Raw genomic sequence first — 24,269 nt, 5'->3', positions numbered from 1 at the left:
GTCGGCCCGAGGTAGGGACCGTCGAAGCCCCACGTCGGCGTCGCGACGCCGGGACGGAACTCCGAGGTGCCCTCCTGGGCGGTGAGCTCGAAGACGCGGGTGCCGTCCTCCTCGACGCGTGACTCGGCGAGCGGCGGGATCGCGAGCGGGGTGGTGAAGTCGACCGGCTCGACCGGGAACGCGGGGCTCCCGGACGCCGGGCCGCTGCAGCCGGCGAGGACGCACGCGCCGGCCGCGAGCGCCGCGAGGGCGCGGCGCAGCGGGCGGGCGGCGGGGGTGGTGGTGGTCATGCCCTCGACGCTAGGAACGCCGGGACGCGCCGACGTCCGTCCACGGGCGTCGGGTGCGACGTCACCGGTCGCACGCCCCGTCAGCGCGAGGCGACACCCCTCGACGCCGTCGGGCCGACGGGGAGGTGCCACCCGGTGCCTACGCTGGGGCAGTGGCCCGACCTCGCATGTCGCCCGTGTGGCTCGTCCTCACGGGCATCGCGTCGGTACAGCTCGGCGCGACCATCTCCAAAGGCCAGTTCGGCGAGATCCCGCCGAGCGGCATGGTGCTGCTGCGCCTGGCGACGAGCTCGCTCATCCTCCTCGCCATCGCCCGCCCCTCCCCGCGGGGCCGCAGCGCCGCGGACTGGCGCCCGGTCCTCACGCTCGGGCTCACCCTCGGGGCGATGAACTGGGCGTTCTACGAGTCCTTCGCGCGCATCCCGCTCGGGGTGGCGGTGACGATCGAGTTCATCGGGCCGCTGACCCTCGCCGCCGTCACCGGCCGGCGGCCGCGCGACCTGCTGTGGGTCGGGCTCGCCGCCGCGGGCGTCGTCCTGCTCGGCCTCGCGCCCGGGGCGGGGGCCGACGCCCTCGGCTTCGCGCTCGCCCTGTTCGCGGGCGCGTGCTGGGCGCTGTACATCCTCGCCGCCGGGGCGACCGGGCGCCGCTGGGCGGGCATCGACGGCCTCGCCCTCGCGAGCACGATCGCGACGCTCGCGGTCGCGCCCGTCGCCGTCGCCTCCGCGGGCACCACGCTGCTCGAGCCGCGGCTGCTCGTCCTCGGCGCGGCCGTCGGGGTGCTCAGCTCCGTGGTCCCCTACAGCCTGGAGATGATCGCGCTGCGGACGATGCCGCCCCGCGTGTTCGGCATCCTCATGAGCCTGGAGCCGGCCGCCGCGGCACTCGCCGCCGCCCTCATCCTCCAGGAGTGGCTCACCCCGGTGCAGCTGGTCGCCGTCGCGTGCGTGAGCGCGGCGAGCGTGGGGGCCACGCGCGGTTCGTCGGCAGGTGAGGCGGCCGGCGAGGCGGCCGGCGAGGCGGTCGGTGAGCAGCCGTGAGGCTCAGGAGGGCTGCGCGCCCGGGCTGACGAGACCGGTCTCGTAGGCGAGGACGACGAGCTGGGCCCGGTCGCGCGCGTCGAGCTTGGCGAGCAGGCGCGACACGTAGGTCCGGGCGGTCGCCGGGGAGAGGTAGAGGACGCGGGCGATCTCCTCGTTGGACAGGCCCCGGCCGACCTGCTCGAGCACCTCGCGCTCCCGGTCGGTGATCCGGCGCAGCAGCGCGTCGTCGACCCGCGCCCGGGGAGCCTCGGCGAGGGAGCGCATGACCCGGCGCGTCACCGACGGGGACAGCAGCGCCTCACCCGCGGCGACGACCCGCACGGCCGCACGCAGGTCCACCGGGGAGACGTCCTTGAGGAGGTAGCCGGCCGCCCCGGAGCGGATCGCCTCGACGATGTGCTCGTCCTCGTCGAACGTCGTGAGGACGAGCACCCTGACGTCGCCGAGGTCGCGGTCCGCGACGATCTGGCGGGTCGCCTCGATCCCGTCGACGTCGGGCATCCGGATGTCCATGAGGACGACGTCGGGACGCAGCTCGCGGGCCCGCCACACCCCCGTCCGGCCCGAGTCGGCCTCCCCGACGACGGTGATGTCGCCGTCGTGCTCGACGAGCGTGCGCAGCCCCGTCCGGACGAGCTCCTGGTCATCGACCACCACGACGCGGATCATGTCCCCACCCTCACCGGCAGCCGTGCGCGCACGGCGAAGCCTCCGTCGTCGGACCTGCCGAAGGAGACGCCGCCGCCGAGGGTGACGGCCCGTTCCTCGATGCCGGCCATCCCGGCGCCCGGCCGCAGCGCGTCCCCCGGACCGCAGCCGTCGTCGCACACGGTGAGCTCGAGCCGCCCACCGTCCAGGCCCGCGCGCACGGTGACGCGCGAGGCACCGGAGTGCCGCAGCGCGTTCGTCAGCGACTCCTGGACGATCCGGTAGGCAGCGGCGTCGACGGCGCCGTCGAGCACGCCGCCCGGGACGTCGAGCTCGGCGACGACGTCCACCCCCGTCTCCCGGGCGGCGGAGACGAGGTCGGGAACCCCGGCCAGGCCGAGGGTCGCGAGCTCCGGTCGCCCGCCCGGCGAGCGCAGCACCTTGACCGTCGCCCGCAGCTCGCGCATCGTCGCCGACGTCGTGCGCCCGATCTGGCCGATCGCGCGACGCGCGACGTCCTCGTCCCGGCCGATCGCCTCGGCGGCGACGTTCCCGTGCAAGGCGATGACCGACAGTGCGTGCCCGACGACGTCGTGCAGGTCCCGGGCGATGCTCAGCCGCTCCTCGCGCAGCCGCTGCTCCGCCTCACGGGCCTGCTCGGCGAGCACGACCCGGTGCAGCTGCTCCTGGTGGCGACGCGCCTCGCGCCGGGCCCGGATGCTGGCGCCGAGCGTCACCGCCGTCGCGACGAGCGCGACGTTCGTCAGCATCTCGTAGCTCACGAGGTAGTCCAGCGGGCGGCCCTCCTCGACGAGGGCGACGGCGGCGGCCGACACGAGGACCGTGCCCGCCCCGACGGCCCACCGGGTGTGGCCCGCCTCGGCGGCGGAGGCGAGCGCGACCACCGCGGGCAGCGCGATGCCGATCGGCGCGTAGCCGAGGGCGTAGTAGAGGAAGACCCCGAGCACGGTGGCGACGAGGACGGCGCGCGGGGCCTGCCGGCGCGCGAGCACGAGCGCGCCGAAGACGCCGGCGAAGAGGTAGGCGCCGGGGTCGGCGCGCCCGGTCTCGTCGAGGTCGACGGCGATCGTCGCGGCCACCCCGAGGGTCACACCCACGCCGAGGACCGCGTCGACGAGGCGCTGGTCGACGCCGTCGGTGCTCAGCGGCACGCCCACTGACCCAGGGTAGGACCGGCGACGCCTGCGCGGGAGGGGGTGGGCGGCGACGGGCGGGGTCGACCCGGGACGTAGGCCAGTGTCCCCGGGAGGCGACTCCCGCGCGGCGCGGCTGACCTGCCCATATGCTCGGCATCGATGAGCGAGGACGACACCGAGCACCGGCTGGGCGGTTTCGACGCCGCCGGCCGGCGGTGGGTCCTGGCCCTCTTCGCCCTCGGCGGCGCCGTGCTCGGGGTGGGCGTGCCCTTCCTCGCACGGCTGGCCCGCGACCTGCCCTGGATGCCCTTCCAGGGACCGCTGCAGCTCCTCGGCTCCTTCGACCAGGCGTGGCTGGTGTGGCTGCGGCCGGTGCTCGGGCTGCTCGCCGGCCTGGCGCTGGGCGCGTGGGTCATCCTCGACTCCCCGGTCCTGCACGTCGGCGAGCGGCACCTGCGGGTCGAGCGGCGCGGGGCGGTGCAGCGCGTCATCCCGCGCGACAAGGTCGACGCCGTCTACCGCACCGGGTCCAAGGTGGTCGTCCGGTCGGCCTCCGGACGCGAGCTGTTCGCCGGGGACGTCGAGGCGGACGCGCGCGCGGTGCGCGAGGCGTTCCTCGCGCTCGACTACCCGTGGGAAGGTCCCTGAGCCCACCACGCGCCTCACGGCCGGGCCATGAACAGCGTGGGCACGTGCAGCACCCGGTGCTCGTCGACGACCTCGAAGCCGAACCGGCGGTAGAGCCGGGCGGCGGCGGGCCGGTCGGTCTCGAGGTACCCGCTCTCCCCCCGCTCGTCGAGCCGCTCGGTGTACCGGCGCAGCAGCGCGCTGCCCACCCCCTGGCCCCGCGCCGCGTCCGCGACGGCCACCGGCCCGAGGTGGGAGTGCGGGGTGGCCGGGTCCCGGCGGGTCCAGGCGGCGAACCACCGCGCCAGCCGCGGCGCCCTCGCCCCGGCGCGGCCCAGGGCGGGGACGAGGCGGAGCAGCTCGCCGGCCCGCGGCGGGGCGTGGGGCGGGGACAGGTGGGCGGCGAGGCCGACCACCCGCCCGTCGAGACGGGCCGTGAGAACCTCCCGGGAGTCGAGCAGGACGGTGAACACCCGGCGCACGACCTCCACCCGGCGGCCGGGGTCGGGCCCGAGCGCCGCCACGTGCACGGGGTTGTCGCGCATCGCGTGGGCGGCGAGCAGGGCGAGGCCTGCCCGTTCCTCGTCGGTGGCCACGGCCACCGTGACCTGTCGTGTCCGGTCCATGTCCGGCTCCCTCCGTCGTCCGGCCGACGCTAGGTTCCGGCGCCGGGTGGCCACGTCCGCCCGGGGGCGTCGCCGTGGTCCGCGCGGGGCGAACCCCGGTGTCGTCGTCGGTCGACGCCGGGCCGCACCGGCTCCCCACGGCGCGGGCCGGGGGCTACCGTGCTGGCACCGGCCGGAGGGGGGAGGACGTGGACGAGGGGACGGTCCGCGAGGTGCTCGCCGAGCACGGGCTCGCGGCCGGCGTGGTGCGGCCGCTGGGCGGCGGGCTCGACCACGCGACCTTCCTCGTCGACGACGAGCTCGTCGTGCGTCTCGTCCGCGAGGAGGCCGACCGTGCGCGGGTCGTTCCCGAGGCCCGGCTGCTCGCGGCCGTCGCCGGCGCCGTGCCGCTGCCCGTGCCCGAGCCGCTCGTCGTCGACGCCGGACGTGGGTGCCTGGCCTACCGCAGGCTCCCGGGCCGCCCGGTGCTCGGGCTCCCCGGGGTCGCCGACCACGCCGTCGGCCTCGGGGAGGCCCTCGGCCGCTTCCTCGCCGCCCTGCACCGCCTGCCCACGGACCTCGCCGAGCCGGACGACGCGCCGCTGCGCGAGTGGCTCGAGGAGGCCCGCGCCCTCTACCCGGGGATCCGCACCCACGTCCCGGCGCACCACCGGGCGGCGGTGGAGGCGTTCCTCGCCGCGCCCCCGCCCGCCGAGGGCACTGCCCCCGTCCTCACCCACAACGACCTCGGTGCCGAGCACGTCCTCGTCGACGACGCGTGGCAGGTCACCGGCGTCATCGACTGGGGCGACGCGGCGGTCACCGACCCCGCCCGCGACCTCGGCCTCCTCCTGCGCGACCTCGGACCCAGCGGGCTGGACGCCGCGCTCACCGCCTACGGCCCGGGGATCGACGCCGCCGACCTCGAACGCGCCGCCTTCCACGCCAGGTGCGCAACCCTCGCGGACCTCGCCTACGGGCTGGAGCACGGCCTGCCCGCCTACTCGGCCCAGGCCCTCACCGCGCTCGACCGGCTCTTCGCGTCGGCCCACGCTGCTGACAGCGGAGATCCGTGACCGGTGTCGGAGGTGGCGCCTAGCCTCACGACACACCACACCCGAGAGGGAGGAACCACGATGACCACGCCCCTCACCGACACCGTCCTCGTCCTGGGCGGGACCGGCACCACCGGCAGCCGTGTCGTTGCCGGGCTGCGGGCCGCCGGCGTCCCCGCGCGTGCCGCCGGGCGCCGCATCGAGCCGCCCTTCGACTGGACCAACCCGGGCACGTGGGACGCCGTCCTGGACGGGGTCGGGCGGATGTACCTCCTGCTGCCCGACGACGTCGACCTGCCCGCCGGCTTCCTCGAGCGGGCAGCCGCCGCCGGGGTGCGCCGAGTCGTGCTCCACTCCGACCGGGCCGTCGACCTCATGGACGTCACCCGCCTGCAGGAGGCCGAGCGTGCGGTGCGCACGAGCGGGCTGGGGTGGACGGTCATCCGGCCGGACTGGTTCGCCCAGAACTTCGAGACGTTCTTCCGCGACGCCGTCCTCGAGGGCGAGCTGGTGCTGCCCGTCGGGGACGCCCGCCAGGGCTTCGTCGACGCGCAGGACATCGCCGACGTCGCCGTCAGCGCGCTCACCGCCGACGACCACGTCGGGGAGGTGCTGGAGCTCACCGGGCCGCAGGCGCTGTCCTTCGCCGAGGCCGCCGACGTCGTCGGGGCGGCAGCCGGGCGCACCGTGCGCTTCGACGGCACCCCGGAGGCCTACCGCGCGGCGATGGGGGCCGCCGGGCTGCCCCCGGAGGTCGTCGAGGAGCTCGTCGCGAGGTTCGGGAAGGTCGCCGCCGCCGGTGACACCACCCCCACGGGCACGGTCGAGCGCGTCCTCGGCCGCCCGGCGCGCCAGCTCGCGCAGTACGCCCAGGAGGCCGCCGCACGGGGCGTGTGGGCCTGAGCGGGGAGCGGCCGGGCGCTGTCCGCGCCGTCGCCGCCTCAGGACGGGGCGAGCAGGGCGAGCCGGGGCGTCACCGGGGCGGGATCGGTGAGGATCCGGCCGTAGGTGAGGACGTCGACCCGCTCCCCGTCGATGAGGAACTTGCCGCGTTCGCGACCCTCGGGGACGAACCCGGCAGCCACCGCCACCCGGCCCGAGGCGGGGTTGTCGACCCGGTGCCCGAGCTCCAGCCGCTCGCACCCACCCTCCGCCAGCGCCCAGTCCGCCACCGTCGCCACGGCCGCGGCCGTCCAGCCCTTCCCGCGGTGCCGGGCGTGCATCCAGTACCAGACCCACCCGGTGCGGTTCGCCTCGTCGAGGTTGATCCCGACCGCGCCGCACAGGACGTCGTCCTCGCCGGTGACGGCGAAGACCCGGGAGCCCGGCGACGTGCACCGCGTGAGGTAGGCGCTCGCCTCGGCCGCGGTCGTGACCGCGCCCTGCCGGGCCATGTCGGACGAGGAGGCGAAGGCGTCGAGCACCGCGGGCGCGTCACTCGCCCGCACGGGCCTCAGCGTCGGCACCTCAGACGGGCTTCTGGGCCCAGTGGACGGCCATCGTGCCGAACATGTGCAGCCGGTGGCCGATGTTGACGAAGCCGGCGTCGGCGAGCATGTCGTGGATCTGCGCGGGGGTGCGGAACCCGCGGGAGGTGCGCGAGAGGTACTCGTAGGCCTCGGGGTCCTTGGCGATGAGGCGCGCGATCAGCGGCACCACCCAGCGGATGTAGGCCGTGGAGAACGGCCAGAAGACGTTCTTGGGCGCGGGTGACATCTCCAGGGCGGCCATCCAGCCGCCCGGCTTGAGGACGCGGAACTGCTCGGCGAGCGTCGTCGGGATGTCGGTGACGTTGCGCAGCAGGTAGCCGTGCGTGACGGCGTCGAAGGTCGCGTCGGGGAAGGGCAGGTCCATCGCGTCGGCCTGCACCCAGGTGATGCGGTCGCCGCCGGGGCGGGCCTTGCCGATCTCCATCATCCCCGGCGAGATGTCCGCGCCGGTGACCTGCGCGGCGGGCCGGGTGCGCAGCACCTCGAACGCGACGTCGCCGGTGCCGGTCGCGAGGTCGAGGACGACAGGCTCGATCGGCAGCCGAGCCCGCTCGACCGTCCGCCGCACCAGCCGCGGCTCCTGACCCCACGTCATGACGAGGTTCATGAGGTCGTACCGGTCGGCGATGCCGTTGAACATGTCCGCGACCTTGGCGCCATGGGCGTCCTGCGGGGTCGCGGCTCCGTTGTCGTCCTGCGCGCTCACCCGCCCCACGCTACCCGGCCCGGCGCCCTGCCCGGTCCCCGCGGGCCGTCACGGCCCGAGGAAGGCCACGGCGACGAACCGGGTGTCCGTGACGGCGACGAGGTGCCCCGGGGTGTTCACCGGGACGTGGAGGACGTCCCCGGTACGGGCGGCGAGGTCCGCGCGCGTCGTCAGGAGCTCGACGTGGCCGTCCACCACCACCCAGATTTCCTCGTCCGCCGCGGCGAGGCCGACCCGGTCACCGGCGCGCAGCAGCCCGGTCCGCACCGCGAGCCCGTCCGCCTCCGGCGCCTCGCCGAGGGTGACGCGGTGGTCCTGCGCCGCGCGAGCCAGAGCTGCGCGCGCCCACGCAGCCACGCGCGTCAGCGGTGTCGTCGTCTGGTCGGGCTCCATCGTCCTCACGTCCTTCCTCGCCGGCCGCCGGCCCGACCGGGCCGACGCGGAGCACGAACGCGCTCTACCCGGGTAGTCGCCTGCGCGCGCCGGTTCGTGAGGTGGCTCAGCCGCCGAGCTCTGGGCCGGCGGCGTCGTCCCGGTGGAGGGTCTCCCGGGCGAACAGCCAGGCGACCGCGGCGAGGACGGTGATGACGCCCGTGACACCGAACGCGGCGCCGTAGCCGAACCGGTCGGCGAGCGCGCCGGCGAGCACCGGGCCGAGGATCGCGCCGGTGTCCTGCGCCATCTGGAAGCCGGCGAACACCTTGCCGCCGCTGCGCTCGTTGCCGACGACGTCGGCGACCGTCGCCTGCTGCGCGGGGTTGAGCAGCCCGGCACCCGCGCCCGCGAGCGCCGAGAGGACGAGGACCGTGCCGATGTCCCCGGCGAGCCCGAGCACGGCGGTGAAGACGCCGTTGACGAGCAGCCCGACGAGGATGAGCGGACGTCGGCCGCGGGCGTCGGCCAGCCGCCCGGCGGCGTTGAGCGCCAGCGCGTTGCCGACGGCGAAGGCTGCGAGCGCCGCCCCCGCGGACCACGGCCCGGCGTCCAGCGCCGCGGCCGCGAAGAGCGGGACGAGCGCGACCCGCACCCCGAAGCTCGACCAGCCGTTGGCGAACCCGGAGACGAGCGCGGCGCGGAACGCGCTGTCACGCAGCGCCTCGGCGAACACCATCGGCGGCTGCTGCGGCTCGTCCACGGTGCGGGTGGGGCCGGCGCCGGTCTCGGGGAGCAGCCGCCACACGACGCCCGTCGCGAGCACGAGTGCCACCGCGTAGACCATGAACGGGATCCGCAGCCCGAGCTCGGCGAGCACCCCGCCGATGACCGGACCGCCGATGTTCCCCACGAGGAAGGCCGTCGCGTACAAGGAGGCGGCCCGGCCCCGCGCCGTCGGCGGTGCGAGGCGCACGATGAGGCCCATCGCCGAGACGGTGAACATCGTCGACCCGATCCCGCCGAGCCCGCGGAAGACGAGCAGCTGCACGTAGTCCTGCGCGAACGCCGTCGCCATGCTCGAGACCGCCACGACGAGCAGTCCCGCGAGATACACGCGGCGCTCCCCCAGCCGGGTGATGAGCGCGCCGCCCGCCGGCGCGAAGAGCAGCCGGGTGAGGGAGAAGGCGCTGACGACGAACGACGCCGCCGCGACCGACACGTCGAAGGACCGGGCGAACTGCGGCAGGACGGGGGCGACGAGCCCGTAGCCGAGCGCGATGATCAGCGCGGCGCCCGCGAGGACCCAGATCTCCCTCGGGAGCGGCGGGCGGGAGGAGGGTGCGGAGGACATCGCCCGCCAGTATCCCCCGCGCACCGGCGCCTGGTCCGGCCGGGCGGGTGTCCGCCTCCCCCACCCGGAGGGTCCGCGGGCCGGCGTGCGACTCGCGGACCCTGCCGAGGGACGGCAGGGGCTCAGCCTCCGCGGGTCACGGGGTGGGCATCCCGCCGGTGACGGCGAGCGTCTCCCCCAGGACGTAGCTCGACTCGGGCGAGGCGAGGAAGACGTAGGCGGGGGCGAGCTCGGTGGGCTGCCCGGCGCGGCCGAGCGGCGTGCTCTTGCCGAACTCCGGCAGGTCCTCGACCGGCTGGCCGTGGGAGGGCTGCAGCGGCGTCCAGATCGGCCCGGGGGCGACGGCGTTGACCCGGATCCCCTTGGGGGCGAGCTCCTGGGCCAGGCCCTTGGTGAAGTTGTTGATCGCGGCCTTCGTCGAGGCGTAGTCGAGCAGCGGCGGGGGCGGCTGGTAGGCGACGACGGACGTGGAGTTGATGATCGCCGAGCCCGGGGGCAGGTGCGGCAGGGCGGCCTTGGTCACCCGGAAGGTCGCGAGGACGTTGGCCTCGAAGGTCTGGACGATCTGCTCGTCCGGGGTCTCCTCGAGGCTGTCGTTGGCGATCTGCTTGGCCGCGTTGTTCACGAGGATGTCGAGCCCGCCGAGCTCGGCCACCGTACGTTCGACGATGCCGCTGCACACGGCCGGGTCCGTGAGGTCACCGGGCAGCTTGACCGCCCTGCGCCCGGACTCGGTGATGATCCGGACGACCTCGTCGGCGTCCTTCTCCTCCTCGGGCAGGTAGCTGATGGCGACGTCGGCGCCCTCGCGGGCGAAGGCCACGGCCACCGCCGCGCCGATCCCGGAGTCCCCGCCGGTGACGAGCGCGCGGCGCCCCTCGAGGCGGCCGGTGCCGCGGTAGGAGAACTCCCCGATGTCCGGCTTGGGCGTCATCTCGGCCTGCAGGCCGGGTTCCGCCTGCACCTGCTCCGGCGGGGTGATCTCCGGGTAGCGGGTCACGGGGTTCTGGAACGTCAGCTGGTCGGTGCGGGTCGTGTCGGCGTCATCAGCGGCCACAGGTCACTCTCCTTGCCGTCGGGGAAGCCTCAAGTCTGCGCAAGCCCCCACCCGCCCGCATCCGGAGCCACCCGGCCACCGGTTCCCGCGCCACCCGCCGAGAGTGGGGCGGGCGGGTGGGGAGTTGCGCGGCGCGCGCGTGCGGGTGGCCCCCTGGGGCGGGCCCTTGGTCACGGGTCGGGGGCGTTCGGCCGGTCTACCGTGGAAGGACAGCGGCAGAGTCGTCGCAGGGCGACCCTGCCGACCGTCGAGGTCTCGAGGTCTGCTGTGGACACAACGCGAGAACACGCACGCTCCCGGGGGAAGGCACGGGCGGTCCTCGCCGGTGCGCTCGCCCTCCTGATCACCCTCTTCGGCCCAGCGGCACAGGCCGCGGCGCAGGACCATCCGCGCGGGGAGATCGACCTCGTGCTGCCCGACCTCGGCGCGGCGACGCTCGTCGGCGGGATGTCGGGGACCACGCTCCTCGCCGTCGGCCTGCTCGTGTGCGCCCTGGGCATGACGTTCGGCGCGGTCGTCTACCTCCAGCTGCGAAGGCTGCCCGAGCACCCGTCGATGGGTGCGGTCGCCTCGCTCATCTACACGACGTGCAAGGCCTACCTCGTCCAGCAGGGCCGCTTCCTCCTCCTGCTGTGGAGCTTCATCGCCGCCGTCATCGTCGTGTACTTCGGGCTGCTGGTCGACCTGCCGTGGGGGCGGGTGGCCGTCGTCGTCGCGTTCAGCCTCGTCGGCATGGCCGGCTCCTACTCGGTGGCCTGGTTCGGGATCCGCGTCAACACCCTGGCCAACTCCCGCACGGCCTTCGCCGCGCTCACCGGTCGCCCGCTGCCGGTGCACCGCATCCCGATGAAGTCGGGCATGTCGATCGGCATGGTGCTCATCAGCCTCGAGCTCATGCTCATGCTCGTCATCATGCTGTTCCTCCCGGCGGACATCGCCGGCGCGTGCTTCATCGGCTTCGCCATCGGTGAGTCGCTCGGTGCGGCGGCGCTGCGGATCGCCGGCGGCATCTTCACCAAGATCGCCGACATCGGCTCCGACCTCATGAAGATCGCGTTCAAGATCAAGGAGGACGACGCCCGCAACCCCGGCGTCATCGCCGACTGCACGGGCGACAACGCGGGCGACTCGGTCGGCCCGAGCGCCGACGGGTTCGAGACGTACGGCGTCACCGGCGTCGCGCTCGTCACCTTCGTCATCCTCGCCGTCGCCGACCCGACGATGCAGGCGACGCTGCTCGTGTGGATCTTCGCGGTGCGGATCATGATGGTCCTCACCTCGGCGTTCAGCTACCTCGTCAACGACGCGCTCGTGCGGGCCCGGTACGCCCACGCCGACCGGATGGACTTCGAGAAGCCGCTCACCACCCTCGTGCGGATCACCTCGGTGGTCTCCATCCTCGCGACGTTCGCGGTGAGCTGGGCGGTCCTCTCCCCGCTCGGCGCCGGCGCCCTGTGGTGGCAGCTCGCGCTCATCGTCTCCCTCGGCACCTTCGCCGGGGCGCTCATCCCCGAGGTCGTGCGCGCCTTCACCTCGACGAGCTCGCGGCACGTGCGCGAGGTCGTGAAGAGCTCGCGGCAGGGCGGCGCGTCGCTCAACATCCTCTCCGGGCTCGTCGCCGGCAACTTCTCCGCCTACTGGCTGGGGATGGTCATCGTCTCCCTCATGGGCGGTGCCTACCTCGTCGCCGAGCAGGGCCTGGGTGACCACATGGTGGCCCCGGCGGTCTTCGCCTTCGGCCTCGTCGCCTTCGGCTTCCTGTCCCTCGGCCCGGTGACGATCGCCGTCGACTCCTACGGCCCGGTCACCGACAACGCGCAGAGCGTCTACGAGCTGTCGACGATCGAGGACCTGCCCGGGGTGGAGGAGGAGATCCGCCGCGAGCACGGCTTCACGGTCCGCTGGGAGCGGGCCAAGCAGATGCTCGAGGAGAACGACGGCGCGGGCAACACGTTCAAGGCGACCGCCAAGCCCGTGCTCATCGGCACCGCGGTGGTCGGCGCGACGACCATGATCTTCTCCATCATCATGGCCCTCACCGACGGCCTCACGACCGGGCTGGAGAGCCTCTCGCTGCTCCACCCGCCGTTCCTGCTCGGCCTCATCGCGGGCGGCGCGGTCGTCTACTGGTTCACCGGGGCCTCGATCCAGGCGGTGACGACGGGCGCCTACCGCGCGCTGGAGTTCATCCGCCGCACCATCCGGCTCGACGCCGGCGCGACGCGGGCGAGCGACGCCGACTCCCGCAAGGTCGTGGAGATCTGCACGCAGTACGCGCAGAAGGGCATGCTCAACATGTTCCTCGGCGTGTTCTTCGCGACGCTGTCCTTCGCCTTCCTCGAGCCCTACTTCTTCATCGGCTACCTCATCTCGATCGCCCTCTTCGGGCTCTTCCAGGCGATCTTCATGGCCAACGCGGGCGGGGCGTGGGACAACGCGAAGAAGATCGTCGAGGTCGACCTGCACGCCAAGGGCACCGCGCTGCACGACGCGACGGTCGTCGGCGACACGGTGGGCGACCCGTACAAGGACACCTCGTCGGTGGCGCTCAACCCGGTCATCAAGTTCACCACCCTCTTCGGCCTCCTCGCCGTCGAGCTCGCGGTCTCCCTCACCGCCCAGGGCCACCAGACCCTCGTCCTCGTCCTCGCCGGGGCGTTCTTCGCCGCCGCGACGGTGTTCGTCCTGCGCTCCTTCTACGGGATGCGGATCGGGCAGTCCCTCACCGGCGACGACCAGGCCGAGGAGCCGCCCGCGCCGCCGCAGGGCGACGGTGACGCCGAGCCGGCCGAGCCGGCGCGGGACGCCCTCGCAAGCAGGTGAGCCGGCCGTGGGCGTCGTCGTCCGCCTGAGCAGCGTCCGCGTCGAGGACGGTCGGGTCGTCGGCCACGACGCGGGCGCCACGCTCGTGCGCCGGCTGCTGCGCGTGTTCCCCGGCTCCCAGGTGATCGGTCCGGTCGCCCAGGAGTGCGACGGGTTCTCGGTCGTCCCGCTGGAGGACGTGTGGGGCGCCGTCGTCGTCAACATGGACGTCATCGACTCCCCGAGCCTGTGGCACACGCTGCGGCTGCGCGACCCTGACCCGCAGATCATGAACTTCGTGTGGTGGCACCCCTCGCGGTACGAGCACCGGGTCGAGACGGCGTGCCTCGCGCTGTCCTGCGCGCTGTTCCCGACGTTCTGCAACTCCGAGCGGACGGCCACCGAGGTCCGCGAGACCGTGGCGGCGTGGACGGCCCCGCACCTGTACGAGCGCGCCCGCACCGCGTGGGTCAACCTCGGCGTGCGGCTCGACCACGCGCAGCCGCGGGAGGAGCCGGCGGTGCCCGTCGTCCTCTACCCGGCGATCTCGCTGGACAAGCGCAAGCGCCCGGACCTCTTCCTGCACGTCGTGGAGCGGGTCGCGGCGCGCACCCCCGTCCGCGTCGAGGCGCGGCTGGAGGAGTCCCAGCTCGTCGAGGAGCCGGCACTGGCCCTGTCCGGTCGCGAGTGGGCGTGGGTGGGGCCGCTCACCGCGAGCCGCGCGACGTACTGGGAGCACCTCGCCCGCACGACGGCGTTCCTCGCCACCGCGTGGGAGGAGTCCTACGGGCTCGCCTACGTCGAGGCGCTCGTCGCGGGGGCGGTGGGCGTCTTCCCCGACCGGCCGTGGGTGCGGGGCGTCGTCCCGCCGAGCTACCCGTTCGTCTACCGGGACGCCGACGAGGCCGAGGACATGCTCCACCGGGCGGTGACCGACACCGCGGCCTGCCGGCGCGAGCTCGACCGCGCCGCCGGCGGGGACTTCCAGGGCTGGCTGCGCGCCCGGCACGACGACGACGCCTTCGACCGCGCGGTGCGGTACTGGGTGCGTCAGTGGTTCGGCGTGCCGGTCGAGCCGCTCAGCGGGCCCGCGCGGCCGTGAGCGCGTCCGCCGCGCGCGGTCACGGCGGGGCGGGTCATCCGCCGATGGCCTCGACGACGGCGGAGAACACCCGGGGCAGGCGCTGGGCGGCGGGCACGAGCAGCGGCCGCGCCGGGGAGCCGCCGACGGCGAGCAGCGCCCGGGTGAGGACGCGGTGGCGGCGCACGACCCGCCGCCATGCCCGCTCGTAGCCCGGCAGGTCCCCGGAGACGAGGTGGTCGACCGCCGCGCGCGCCTGGGCGAGGGCGAGGCTGATCCCCTCGCCGGTGAGCGCGTCGACGTACCCGGAGGCGTCACCGACGAGCAGCACCCGCCCGGCCACGCGCCGGCGTGACTCCTGGCGCAGGGGACCGGCACCGCGCACGGTGGAGGTGGCGACGGCCCCGGCGAGCCGCTCGAGCAGCTCGGGGAAGGCGGCGAGGTGCTCCTCGTACGGCGCGCGCCTCGTCGTGAGGACGGCGACGCCCACCTCCTCCTCCCCCACCGGCGTCACGTAGGCCTCGGCGTGCTCGGCCCAGTGCACCTCGACGTGGTCGGTCCACGGGACGAGGCGCACGTGGCGGCGCAGGCCGTAGCGCGCCGGGCCGCGGGTGGCGGCGTCGAGGCCGAGGGCGCGGCGCAGCGGGGAGTGCAGGCCGTCGGCGGCGACGACGTACCCGGCGGGCAGGCCGTCGACGAGGACCCCGCCGCGCTGCTGCTCGACCCGCTCCACGCGGGCCCGCTCCACCGGGATCCCGGCGGCGCGCACGGCCTCGCGCAGCGCGGCGTGCAGCTCGGTGCGGCGCACCCCGCGCCCGGGCGGGCCGCGGAAGCGCGTCGCGGCGCTGCGGCCGGGGGCGCAGTAGCGGATGCCGACGATCTCCCGCCCGGCGGGCCGCACGCCGAGCGCCTCGAGATGGGCGACGCCGGCGGGCATGACGCCCTCCCCGCACGCCTTGTCGACGACGCCCGCGCGCGGGTCGCGCACGAGCACCGACAGGCCCGCCGCGCGGGCGTGGAGGGCGGTGGCGAGGCCCGCCGGGCCGCCACCGGCGACGACGACGTCGACCGCGTGCGTGCTCGCGATCACGTGGGCCTCCTCTGGTCCGGCGCGCCCACGGTCTCATATCCTCGAAGGGCTGGCCGATCAGGCAGGGGACAGCTCCGCCCGACCCGGGGAGACCCTGTGAGACGCCGCCGGACCCAACTCCTCCCCCGCGCCCTCGCCGTGGGCGCCGTCGTCCTGGCCGCGCTCGGTCTGCTCGCCGGGCCCGGCGGTGCCGCCACCGTGGGTGCCGGGCCGCAGGCCCTGTCCGTCGTCGAGGAGGACGCCGCCCGGTTCGAGGACCGCATCCTCCAGCTCCTCAACGCCGACCGCGTCGAGCGCGGGCTGCGGCCGGTCCAGCGTGCCGTCGAGCTCGACGTCGTCGCCCGAGCGTGGTCGGCGCAGATGGCGCGCGTGGACACGATGTCCCACAACCCGCACTACACGCGGGAGATGCCGGCGGGGTGGCAGCGGGCCGGGGAGAACGTCGCGATGGGCTACCTCACCCCGGAGAACATGTACCGGGGCTGGTTCAACTCCCCCGGACACCAGCGCACGATGTTCCACCCCGACCACACCCACGTGGGCATCGGCATCGCCTACGCCCGGGGTGGTGGGATCCTCATCCCCTACGGCACGCAGAACTTCGGCGCCTACCCCGGGCTCACGCTGACCCAGACCCGGGCGATGCCCGCCGACACCGCGCAGATCGACGACGGCGGGACCGGGGGCAGCGGGGCCGAGTACCACCTCGGCTACGACGGCACCGCCGAGCACGTCTTCCGGTACGGGAACGCCGGTGGCCGCACGTACGTCGGGGACTGGGACGGGAACGTCACCGACACCCTCGCCTCCCGGATCGGGAGCACCTTCCACGTCCGGGACTCCAACAGCTCCGGCAACGCCACCCGGGTGGTCACCTACGGGCGGCCTAATGACCGGGTCTACGTCGGGGACTGGGACGGGGACGGCAAGGACACCTTCGCCGTGCGCCGCGGGAACGTCTACCACGTGAAGAACACGCTGACCGGCGGCCCGGCCGACCACGTCATCGCCTACGGCCGCGCCGACGACGACGTCCTGGTCGGGGACTGGGACGGGGACGGCAAGGACACCTTCGCCGTGCGCCGCGGCAGCGTCCACCACGTGAAGAACACGCTCTCCGGCGGCCCGGCCGACCAGGTCGTCGCCTACGGCCGCGCCGCGGACGACGTCTACGTGGGCGACTGGGACGGGGACGGCAAGGACACCTTCACGGTGCGGCGCGGGCGCACCTACTTCGTCGCCAACGCCATCCGCGGCGGCAACGCCGACCACACGCTCACCTACGGCCGCGAGCGGGACACGACGCTCGTCGGGGACTGGTCCGGGCGGGGCCGGGACGGGCTCGGGATCCGCCGCTGAGCGACCCTCAGCGGGCCGACCGGTCCGCGGCGGGCGGCACCGCGCCCTCCAGCGCGACGTTCTCCGTCCGGATCCGCACGGAGAGCAGGAAGGCGTTGGCGACGGTGAAGACGAGCGCGGTCACCCAGGCGCTGTGGACGAGCGGGAGGGCGAACCCCTCGACGACGACGGCGACGTAGTTCGGGTGGCGCAGCCACCGGTAGGGGCCGCGCGCGACGAGCGGGAGGTCGGGCACGACGATGACCCGGGTGTTCCACCGCGGCCCGAGGGTGGCGATGCACCACCAGCGCAGCACCTGGGCGCCGAGCGCGAGCGCGAGCATCGGCCAGCCGAGGGCGGGCAGGAACGGCGGGTCCGCCGCCCACACCTCGACGAGACAGCCGACGAGCAGGCCGGTGTGGAGGACGACCATGACCGGGTAGTGCCCGGCGCCGGTCTCCCGGCCGCCGCGGGCGAAGGCCCAGCGGGCGTTGCGCTGGGCGACGACGAGCTCGGCGAACCGCTCGAGGGCGACGAGCCCGATGAGGACGGTGAAGAGCACCTGGGAGGTCAACGTGCCTCCAGCAGGACCATCTCGAGGCTGAAGCCCGGGCCCATCGCCATCATGAGGCCCATGCTGCCCGGGGCGGGCGCGGCGTCGAGGGCAGCGCGCAGGATGTGGAGCACCGATGCCGAGGAGAGGTTGCCGACGTCGCGCAGGGACTCCGTGGTCAGCGCGAGCGCCTCGCGGGGCAGGCCGAGCGTCTCGGCGAGCGAGCCGATGACCTTGGGCCCGCCGGGGTGGCACACCCACCAGCCGACGTCCTCGATGCCCAGGCCGTGGCCGGCGAGGAACGCGGCGACGTCCGCGCCGACGTTGTCGCGGACGAGGTCGGGGACCTCGGCGCCGAGGACGATCCGCAGCCCGCTGGAGCGTACGTCCCAGCCCATGACGGCCTCGGTGCCGGCGTAGAGCCGGCTCGCGGAGGCCACCACCCGCGGCGGCGCGCCGCCCCCGCCACGACCAGCGGCCCCCACCCGGCCACCGCTTTCGCCGACAGCCGGGTCGTGCCCGCCGGCGAGCGGGTGGTCGCGCCCGACGGCGACGACGGCGCCCGCCCCGTCCCCGAACAGGCCGCTCGCCACGAGGTTGGCCCCGGAGCTGTCCCCGCGCTGGACGGTGAGGGAGCACAGCTCCACGCTCACCAGCGCCGCCACACCGCGCGGCCGCCCCTCGAGGAAGTCGTGCAGCCGCCCCGTCCCGGCGGCCCCGGCCATGCAGCCCAGGCCGACGATCGGCACGCGCACGACGTCGGCGCGCAGCCCGAGCCGAGCGGCGATGCGAGCCTCGAGCGACGGGACGGCGAGCCCGGTGATCGTCGTGGAGATGACGAGGTCGAGGTCCTCGGGCCGCAGCCCGGCGCGCTCGAGCGCGCCGGACAGGGCCCGCGCGCCGAGGTCGACGGCGGCGGCGATGAACGCGTCGTTCGTCTGCCCGAAGTCGAGCAGCCCGGCGTACTGCTCGATCGGCAGGGCGAGGTAGCGGTGGTCCACCTCGCAGCCCGCGTGGATGCGGCGCAGGAGCCGCTCGCCGCGCTCGTCGAGCCCGATGAGGTCGACCAGGGCGTCGGTGAGCTCCTCCTGGCGGTAGTGGTGAGTGGGCAGGACCGGCTCGACGGCGAGCAGGGACGTCATCTGGCGAGCGTACGTGCCGCCGGCGCGTCCGGCGCAGCGAAACAGGCACCCGCCTCCGCCCGGGCCACGTAGCCTCGGCCCGTGCGTACCGTCCTCGCGCTCGTGCGCGCCTCGCACGCCCCGCCGACCGTCGTCGTCACGGCGCTGGCCGTCCTCCTCGCCGTCGAGGCGGGTCTCGCGCCGGCCCGCACGCTGCTCGTCGGGCTCGCGGTCCTCACCGGCCAGCTGACCATCGGGTGGTCCAACGACCTGCTCGACGCCGGTCGGGACCGGGCCGTGGGCCGGGCCGACAAGCCCCTCGCGACCGGGGACCTCGGCACGCGGACGCTGCGGTCCGCGCTCGCCGTCGCCGTGGTCGCCTCCCTCGCGCTGTCGCTCGCGCTGGGCTGGTGGGCGGCGCTGGCCCACCTCCTCGTCGTCGGCTCCGGCTGGGCCTACAACCTCGGCCTCAAGTCCACCGTCCTCTCCTGGGCCCCCTACGCGCTCGCCTTCGGCGCGCTGCCCGCGGTGCCCTGGCTCGCGCTCGACCCGCCGGCCCTGCCGCCGTGGTGGATGCTCGCGGTCGGGGCGCTGCTCGGCGTCGGCGCGCACGTCGTCAACGTCCTGCCCGACCTCGCCGACGACGACGCCACCGGGGTGCGCGGGCTCCCCCACCGGCTGGGGGCACGGGTGGCGGGCGTGCTCGCCGTCGCGGTCCTCCTCGCCGGCACGGCGGTCGCGGTGCTCGGCCCTGCCGGGCCGGTGCCCGCGTGGGGCTGGGTCGTCCTGGCTGCCGCGGGCGTGCTCGCCGTCGGCTCGCTCGGGCGCCCGGGCCGGGCGCCCTTCCACGCGGCGCTCGTCATCGCGCTCGCCAACGTCGTCGTCCTCCTCGTCCGGGCCGGCTGAGCCGTCCGGCTGACGACCGGCCGCCCGGCGCCACCCGGCCGGTCCAGTACCCTCCGCCCAACGCGACCACGCGTTCCGAGGACCCGAGGAAGGACTCCCGCGATGAAGCGCTCCCCCCTGGCGGTCGCCGCCCTGGCCGCCGTTGCCCTCACCCTGGCCGCCTGCGGCACGGAGGAGGAACCCGGCGCGGACCCGGGAGCCGGCGGCGACGAGAGCCGCACCTACTCCATCGGGATCACCCAGATCGCGACGCACCCCTCCCTCGACGCCGCCCGCGAGGGCTTCAAGGCGGCGATCGAGGAGGCCGGGCTCACCGTCGAGTGGGACGAGCAGAGCGCCCAGGGCGACATGGCGACGGCGACGTCCATCGCCAACACCTTCGCCGCCGCGGACCACGACCTCGTGCTCGCCATCGCGACGCCGACGGCGCAGGCCACCGCCCAGGCGATCAGCGACGTGCCGATCCTCATCACCGCGGTCACCGAGCCCGAGGGCGCGGGCCTCGTCGACAGCTGGGACGAGCCCGGCGGCAACCTCACCGGCACGAGCGACCTCAACCCGGTGCGCGACCAGCTCGGCCTCATCACCGAGCTCCGCCCGGACGTGGGATCCGTCGGCATCGTCGCGAGCTCGGGCGAGGTGAACTCCGAGATCCAGATCGACCTCGCCCGCGAGGCCGCCGCCGAGCTCGGCTTCGAGATCGAGGTCGCGATGGTGACGAACTCCGCCGAGGTCCAGCAGGCCGCCGAGTCCCTCGACGTCGACGCGTTCTTCATGCCGACCGACAACACCGTCGTCTCGGCCTTCGAGTCCCTCCTCCAGGTCGCCGAGGCCAAGGGCGTCCCGCTCGTGTCCGCCGACGGTGAGAGCGTCGAGCGCGGCGCCGTCGCGACCTACGGCGTGGACTACGAGCTCCTCGGCCGCCAGACCGCGGACATGGCGCTGCGGGTGCTGCTCGACGGCGCCGACCCGGCGACGATGCCGATCGAGACGCAGTCCGAGCTGCTCCTCTTCGTCAACCCGGCAGCCGCCGAGCGGATGGGCGTGGCGCTGCCCGCCGACCTGCTCGAGGCCGCGGACGTCGTCGTCGAGTAGTCCGCGACACCCGGGACCTCCGGCCCGCTCCCGGGGCCGGAGGTCGGGGTGTCATGGTCGAGAGGTGATCAGCAGCATGAAGGTCCTCGTCGTCTACGAGTCCCACTTCGGCAACACCGGCCGCGTCGCGCGCGCCCTCGCCGAGGGCATGCGGGGTGCCGCGGACGTCGAGGTGCTCGACATCGAGCACGCCCCTCCGGTCTCCGAGCTCACCGCCGACCTCCTCGTCCTCGGCGCCCCCACTCACGTGCTCGGCCTCAGCCGGCCGGACTCGCGCCGCGAGGCGCTCGAGCGCGCCGGACTGCCCGACGAGTCGCGCAAGGGCATGCGCGAGTGGGTCGAGCAGGCCGACGAGCTCATGCCGCCGGTCGCCGTCTACGACACCCGCACCCTGGAGGCCAAGCTCCCGGGGAGCGCCGCGCGCGCCCTCGTCCGGCGGCTGCGCCGCCGCGGGGTGCCCGTCACGCTGCCCCCGGAGAACTTCGCCGTCCACGGCGTCGAGGGTCCCCTCGCGCCCGGTGAGGAGGAGCGGGCCGTGGAGTGGGGCCGCGAGCTGCTGCGCCACGCCCGTGAGCACCTCGCCGGCTGAGCACCAGCCCTCCAGCGACGTGAGGACCCCGACGCGCGACCACCGCCCGCAGGTGCCCGTGAGACGCCGTTCTCGACCTGCGGGACGTCAAGTACCCTCCATGGCACCCACGACCTGCGCTCAAGGAAGGACCCCGATGACGCGCTCATCCCTCCGGCTCACCGGAGCCGCCCTGGCCGTGTCCGCCCTCGTCCTCGCCGGCTGCGGCAGCGAGACGAGCCCGGGCACCGCGTCCGGGACGGGCAGCGGCTCGGGCGACACGTACTCGGTCGGCATCACCCAGCTCGTCTCCCACCCCTCCCTCGACGCCGCACGCGAGGGCTTCAAGGCCGCCCTCGCCGACGCCGGGCTCGAGGTCGAGTACGACGAGCAGAGCGCGCAGGGCGACCAGGCCACCGCGACCTCGATCGCCACCACCTTCGCCTCGGCCGACCACGACCTCGTCCTCGCCATCGCGACGCCGACGGCGCAGGCCACCGCCCAGGCGATCACCGACGTCCCGGTCCTCGTCACCGCCGTCACCGAGCCGCAGGAGGCCGGGCTGGTCGACAGCTGGGACGCCCCGGGCGGCAACGTCACCGGCACGAGCGACCTCAACCCCGTCGCGGAGCAGCTCGAGCTCCTCACCGAGCTCGCCCCCGACGCCGAGACGGTCGGGATCGTGCACTCCTCCGGAGAGGTGAACTCCGAGGTCCAGGTCGAGCTCGCCCGCGAGGCGGCCGCCGACCTCGGCCTCACCATCGAGGTCGCGACGGTGACGAACTCCGGGGAGGTGCAGCAGGCCGCCGACTCCCTGGACGTCGACGCCTTCTACGTCCCGACGGACAACGCGGTCGTCTCCGGGATCGAGTCGCTCCTCCAGGTCGCCGAGACGAAGTCGCTGCCGGTCGTCTCCGCCGAGGGGGACACGGTCGACCGCGGGGCGATCGCCACCTACGGGATCGACTACGAGCAGCTCGGCTACCAGACCGGTGAGATGGCCGCGCGCATCCTCCTCGAGGGCGCCGACCCCGCCGAGATGCCGATCGAGCAGCAGAGCGACTTCCTCCTCATCGTCAACCCGGCCGCCGCCGAGCGCATGGGCGTGGAGCTCGCCGCCGAGCTGCTCGAGCGGGCCGACAAGGTCATCGAGTAGGCACCGGCCATGTTCGGAGCAGTCGAGCTCGGCCTCGTCTACGCGGTGATGGCGCTGGGGGTCTACCTCACCTTCCGCATCCTCAACTTCCCCGACCTCACCGTCGACGGCAGCTTCACCACGGGCGCCGCCACGGCAGCCGTCCTCATCACGGCGGGGACCTCCCCGCTGCTCGCCACCCTGGCCGGCGCCGCCGCAGGACTTGCCGCGGGCGTGGTCACCGGGCTGCTCCACACCAAGGGCGGCATCAACCCGCTGCTGGCAGGCATCCTCACCCAGATCGGGCTCTACTCGATCAACCTGCGGATCATGGACGGCGCGAACGTCCCGCTGCTGCGGCAGGACACCCTCATCACCCCGCTCCGGGAGAACGGCCTGCTCGGCGGGGCCGCGGCGATCGCGATCTTCGGCGCGCTGGCGATCCTCGTCAAGATCGCCCTCGACTGGTTCCTCCACACCGACACCGGCCTCGCCCTCCAGGCGACGGGCGACAACGAGGCGATGATCCGCAGCTTCGGGGTCAACACCGACCGGACGAAGATCGTCGGCCTCGCGCTGTCGAACGGGCTCGTGGGGCTGTGCGGCGCGCTCATCGCCCAGTACCAGGGCTTCGCGGACATCTCCATGGGGATCGGCCTCATCATCGCGGGCCTCGCCTCGGTCATCCTCGGCCAGGCGGTCTTCGGCTCTCGCGTCATCATCGTCTCCACCCTCGCCGTCGTCCTCGGCTCGGTGCTCTACCGGGTGACCATCCAGATCGCGCTCCAGGCGGGCCTGGACCCCAACGACATGAAGCTCGTCTCCGCCGTCCTCGTCGTCATCGCGCTCGTGCTCCCGCGCTGGGGCGTCTTCCGGCGGGTGGGGGCGCTGCGCTCGTTGCGGCGCACGGCGGCGACGACGACGGGAGGCCAGTGACATGCTCTCCATCACGTCCGTGAGCAAGACGTTCTTCCCCGGCACGCCGAACGAGCGCGTCGCGCTCGACGACATCAGCCTCGACCTCGCCACCGGGGAGTTCACCACCGTCATCGGCTCCAACGGCGCCGGGAAGTCGACGCTGCTCAACATCGTCGCCGGGCGGATCACCCCCGACCGCGGCTCCGTCGTCGTCGACGGCGAGGACGTCACCCGGCTGCCCGACTACCGCCGGGCCCGCCACCTGGGCCGGGTCTTCCAGGACCCGCTCGCGGGCACCGCCCCGGACATGACGATCGAGGAGAACCTCGCCATCGCCTACGCCCGCGGCAAGCGCCGGGGGCTGCGGCTCGGGGTGACGCGGGACAAGCGCGAGCTCTTCCGCCGCGAGCTCGCCTCGCTCGAGCTCGGCCTGGAGAACCGGCTGCGCCTCAAGGTCGGGCTGCTGTCCGGCGGGCAGCGCCAGGCCCTGTCCCTCCTCATGGCGACGTTCAGCGAGCCGAAGATCCTCCTGCTCGACGAGCACACCGCGGCGCTGGACCCCCAGCGCGCCGACCTCATCACCCGGCTCACCGCCGAGGCCGTCGAGCGCCACCACCTCACCACGCTCATGGTCACCCACAACATGGACCAGGCCCTGCGGGTGGGCACGCGGCTCATCATGATGCACGAGGGCCGGGTGGTCGTCGACATCTCCGGCGAGCGCAAGCGCAGCGCGACCGTCCAGGACCTCCTGCGCGCCTTCGAGCAGGTCAAGGGCGCCGAGCTGGACGACCGCACGCTCCTGCAGTAGCCCTCAGAGGGGGTCGGTGACGTCGGCGACCTGGGCCCCCAGCGCGTGGACGAGGGCCACGGCGTCCACCGTCGCCGCCACGCCGTGCGCTCCGGCACCGATGGACACCGTGCCACGCACGTGGCTGTCGGCGACGACCGGCCACGCGTGGGTCGCCCCGAAGGGCGTGATGGTGCCGCGCTCGTAGCCGGTGACCTCCTTGGCCGTCGCGGCGTCCGGCAGGGACAGCCGGTTGACCCCGAGCAGGGTCCGGAGCTTGGGCCAGGAGATCGTCCGGTTGCCCGGGACGAGGACGAAGAGGTAGTCCTCGGCCGCGCGGCGCACGACGATCGTCTTGACGAGCGCACCCGGTGGTACGCCCCGGGCGGCGGCCGCCTCCTCCAGGCTGTCGACGGGTCCGTGCCGGGTGAGGAGGTGCTCGAGCCCGGCGGCCGTCATCGCCGCCGT

25 protein-coding genes and 1 pseudogene are annotated in these 24,269 nt (G+C 74.6%); 13 read left to right on the top strand and 13 right to left on the bottom strand.

Translation table 11 applies throughout. The features are described 5' to 3' along the window. Window positions 1-290: pseudogene (locus tag FHE66_RS07755) on the bottom strand (copper oxidase); the annotation flags it as partial. 152 nt (window positions 291-442) lie between these two features. On the opposite strand from FHE66_RS07755, the gene FHE66_RS07750 reads away from it, so the two are divergent. Next, on the top strand, window positions 443-1,330 hold the full coding sequence (locus FHE66_RS07750; protein ID WP_255303648.1) for a DMT family transporter: 888 nt from the start codon (window positions 443-445) through the stop codon (window positions 1,328-1,330). 3 nt (window positions 1,331-1,333) lie between these two features. On the opposite strand, the gene FHE66_RS07745 is transcribed toward FHE66_RS07750, so the two are convergent. Then, window positions 1,334-2,002 (bottom strand): response regulator transcription factor, encoded by a 669-nt coding sequence (locus tag FHE66_RS07745; protein ID WP_139072374.1) that lies wholly within the window; start codon window positions 2,000-2,002, stop codon window positions 1,334-1,336. Continuing rightward, the gene (locus FHE66_RS07740; RefSeq protein WP_139072373.1) at window positions 1,999-3,159 is read right to left on the bottom strand and encodes a sensor histidine kinase; all 1,161 of its coding nucleotides are present in this window, start codon (window positions 3,157-3,159) and stop codon (window positions 1,999-2,001) included. The genes FHE66_RS07745 and FHE66_RS07740 overlap by 4 nt, the downstream gene beginning before the upstream one ends. A gap of 138 nt (window positions 3,160-3,297) precedes the next feature. Here FHE66_RS07740 and FHE66_RS07735 point away from each other — a divergent pair, with 138 nt between their 5' ends. Continuing rightward, window positions 3,298-3,786, top strand: coding sequence for a hypothetical protein (locus tag FHE66_RS07735; protein WP_139072372.1), 489 nt, complete (start codon window positions 3,298-3,300; stop codon window positions 3,784-3,786). Between the two features lie 14 nt (window positions 3,787-3,800). Here FHE66_RS07735 and FHE66_RS07730 read toward each other — a convergent pair whose 3' ends face one another. Next, on the bottom strand, window positions 3,801-4,391 hold the full coding sequence (locus FHE66_RS07730; RefSeq protein WP_139072371.1) for an N-acetyltransferase: 591 nt from the start codon (window positions 4,389-4,391) through the stop codon (window positions 3,801-3,803). A gap of 188 nt (window positions 4,392-4,579) precedes the next feature. Between FHE66_RS07730 and FHE66_RS07725 the strand changes: the two genes are divergently transcribed. After that, window positions 4,580-5,446 (top strand): phosphotransferase family protein, encoded by an 867-nt coding sequence (locus FHE66_RS07725; protein WP_218013651.1) that lies wholly within the window; start codon window positions 4,580-4,582, stop codon window positions 5,444-5,446. 60 nt (window positions 5,447-5,506) lie between these two features. Beyond that, window positions 5,507-6,328, top strand: a complete 822-nt coding sequence (locus FHE66_RS07720) for an NAD(P)H-binding protein (RefSeq protein ID WP_139072370.1) — start codon at window positions 5,507-5,509, stop codon at window positions 6,326-6,328. 38 nt (window positions 6,329-6,366) lie between these two features. On the opposite strand, the gene FHE66_RS07715 is transcribed toward FHE66_RS07720, so the two are convergent. From FHE66_RS07715 to FHE66_RS07695, 5 genes are all read right to left on the bottom strand, one after another. Continuing rightward, complete coding sequence (locus FHE66_RS07715) at window positions 6,367-6,873, bottom strand: GNAT family N-acetyltransferase (RefSeq protein ID WP_255303647.1); 507 nt, start codon at window positions 6,871-6,873, stop codon at window positions 6,367-6,369. Window positions 6,874-6,892: 19 nt separating this feature from the next. Then, complete coding sequence (locus FHE66_RS07710; RefSeq protein WP_255303646.1) at window positions 6,893-7,621, bottom strand: ubiquinone/menaquinone biosynthesis methyltransferase; 729 nt, start codon at window positions 7,619-7,621, stop codon at window positions 6,893-6,895. 48 nt (window positions 7,622-7,669) lie between these two features. Beyond that, window positions 7,670-8,014, bottom strand: coding sequence for a hypothetical protein (locus tag FHE66_RS07705; protein WP_139072368.1), 345 nt, complete (start codon window positions 8,012-8,014; stop codon window positions 7,670-7,672). 106 nt (window positions 8,015-8,120) lie between these two features. Beyond that, complete coding sequence (locus tag FHE66_RS07700; RefSeq protein WP_139072367.1) at window positions 8,121-9,347, bottom strand: MFS transporter; 1,227 nt, start codon at window positions 9,345-9,347, stop codon at window positions 8,121-8,123. Between the two features lie 136 nt (window positions 9,348-9,483). Further along, window positions 9,484-10,404, bottom strand: a complete 921-nt coding sequence (locus FHE66_RS07695; RefSeq protein ID WP_139072366.1) for an SDR family oxidoreductase — start codon at window positions 10,402-10,404, stop codon at window positions 9,484-9,486. Window positions 10,405-10,671: 267 nt separating this feature from the next. Here FHE66_RS07695 and FHE66_RS07690 point away from each other — a divergent pair, with 267 nt between their 5' ends. Both FHE66_RS07690 and FHE66_RS07685 read left to right on the top strand, forming a co-directional pair. Further along, the gene (locus FHE66_RS07690) at window positions 10,672-13,227 is read left to right on the top strand and encodes a sodium-translocating pyrophosphatase (protein WP_139072365.1); all 2,556 of its coding nucleotides are present in this window, start codon (window positions 10,672-10,674) and stop codon (window positions 13,225-13,227) included. 7 nt (window positions 13,228-13,234) lie between these two features. After that, entirely contained in the window at window positions 13,235-14,308 is a 1,074-nt protein-coding gene (locus FHE66_RS07685; protein WP_139072364.1) for a glycosyltransferase, read from the top strand. A 34-nt stretch (window positions 14,309-14,342) separates the two neighbouring features. On the opposite strand, the gene FHE66_RS07680 is transcribed toward FHE66_RS07685, so the two are convergent. Continuing rightward, window positions 14,343-15,377: an NAD(P)/FAD-dependent oxidoreductase gene (locus FHE66_RS07680; protein ID WP_255303645.1), complete on the bottom strand. Its 1,035-nt coding sequence runs from the start codon at window positions 15,375-15,377 to the stop codon at window positions 14,343-14,345. Window positions 15,378-15,473: 96 nt separating this feature from the next. Between FHE66_RS07680 and FHE66_RS07675 the strand changes: the two genes are divergently transcribed. Next, window positions 15,474-16,736, top strand: coding sequence for a CAP domain-containing protein (locus FHE66_RS07675; RefSeq protein ID WP_176554696.1), 1,263 nt, complete (start codon window positions 15,474-15,476; stop codon window positions 16,734-16,736). A 7-nt stretch (window positions 16,737-16,743) separates the two neighbouring features. Here the strand turns inward: FHE66_RS07675 and FHE66_RS07670 are convergent, their stop codons facing one another. Next, window positions 16,744-17,289, bottom strand: a complete 546-nt coding sequence (locus FHE66_RS07670; protein ID WP_139072362.1) for an isoprenylcysteine carboxyl methyltransferase family protein — start codon at window positions 17,287-17,289, stop codon at window positions 16,744-16,746. Beyond that, window positions 17,286-18,410 (bottom strand): type III polyketide synthase, encoded by a 1,125-nt coding sequence (locus FHE66_RS07665; protein ID WP_139072361.1) that lies wholly within the window; start codon window positions 18,408-18,410, stop codon window positions 17,286-17,288. Before FHE66_RS07665 ends, FHE66_RS07670 begins: the two co-directional genes overlap by 4 nt. An 81-nt stretch (window positions 18,411-18,491) precedes the next feature. On the opposite strand from FHE66_RS07665, the gene FHE66_RS07660 reads away from it, so the two are divergent. The 6 genes from FHE66_RS07660 (at window position 18,492) to FHE66_RS07635 (ending at window position 23,822) form a co-directional block, all read left to right on the top strand. Continuing rightward, window positions 18,492-19,295, top strand: a complete 804-nt coding sequence (locus FHE66_RS07660; protein WP_139072360.1) for a UbiA family prenyltransferase — start codon at window positions 18,492-18,494, stop codon at window positions 19,293-19,295. A 102-nt stretch (window positions 19,296-19,397) separates the two neighbouring features. Then, window positions 19,398-20,390, top strand: coding sequence for an ABC transporter substrate-binding protein (locus tag FHE66_RS07655; RefSeq protein WP_139072359.1), 993 nt, complete (start codon window positions 19,398-19,400; stop codon window positions 20,388-20,390). A gap of 64 nt (window positions 20,391-20,454) precedes the next feature. After that, a complete protein-coding gene (locus FHE66_RS07650; protein ID WP_218013650.1) occupies window positions 20,455-20,979 on the top strand; it encodes a flavodoxin domain-containing protein in 525 nt (174 codons plus the stop codon). Window positions 20,980-21,115: 136 nt separating this feature from the next. Continuing rightward, on the top strand, window positions 21,116-22,114 hold the full coding sequence (locus tag FHE66_RS07645; RefSeq protein WP_139072358.1) for an ABC transporter substrate-binding protein: 999 nt from the start codon (window positions 21,116-21,118) through the stop codon (window positions 22,112-22,114). 9 nt (window positions 22,115-22,123) lie between these two features. Next, complete coding sequence (locus FHE66_RS07640; RefSeq protein ID WP_139072357.1) at window positions 22,124-23,029, top strand: ABC transporter permease; 906 nt, start codon at window positions 22,124-22,126, stop codon at window positions 23,027-23,029. A gap of 1 nt (window position 23,030) precedes the next feature. Continuing rightward, window positions 23,031-23,822: an ABC transporter ATP-binding protein gene (locus FHE66_RS07635; RefSeq protein ID WP_139072356.1), complete on the top strand. Its 792-nt coding sequence runs from the start codon at window positions 23,031-23,033 to the stop codon at window positions 23,820-23,822. A 3-nt stretch (window positions 23,823-23,825) separates the two neighbouring features. Here the strand turns inward: FHE66_RS07635 and FHE66_RS07630 are convergent, their stop codons facing one another. Continuing rightward, window positions 23,826-24,260, bottom strand: a complete 435-nt coding sequence (locus tag FHE66_RS07630) for an aminoacyl-tRNA deacylase (protein WP_139072439.1) — start codon at window positions 24,258-24,260, stop codon at window positions 23,826-23,828. Window positions 24,261-24,269: the final 9 nt, after the last annotated feature.

Origin of the sequence: Georgenia sp. 311, assembly GCF_006151955.1 — a bacterium.
Classification (GTDB): domain Bacteria; phylum Actinomycetota; class Actinomycetes; order Actinomycetales; family Actinomycetaceae; genus Oceanitalea; species Oceanitalea wutianyii.
This window is presented reverse-complemented; position numbering and strand designations above follow the sequence as displayed.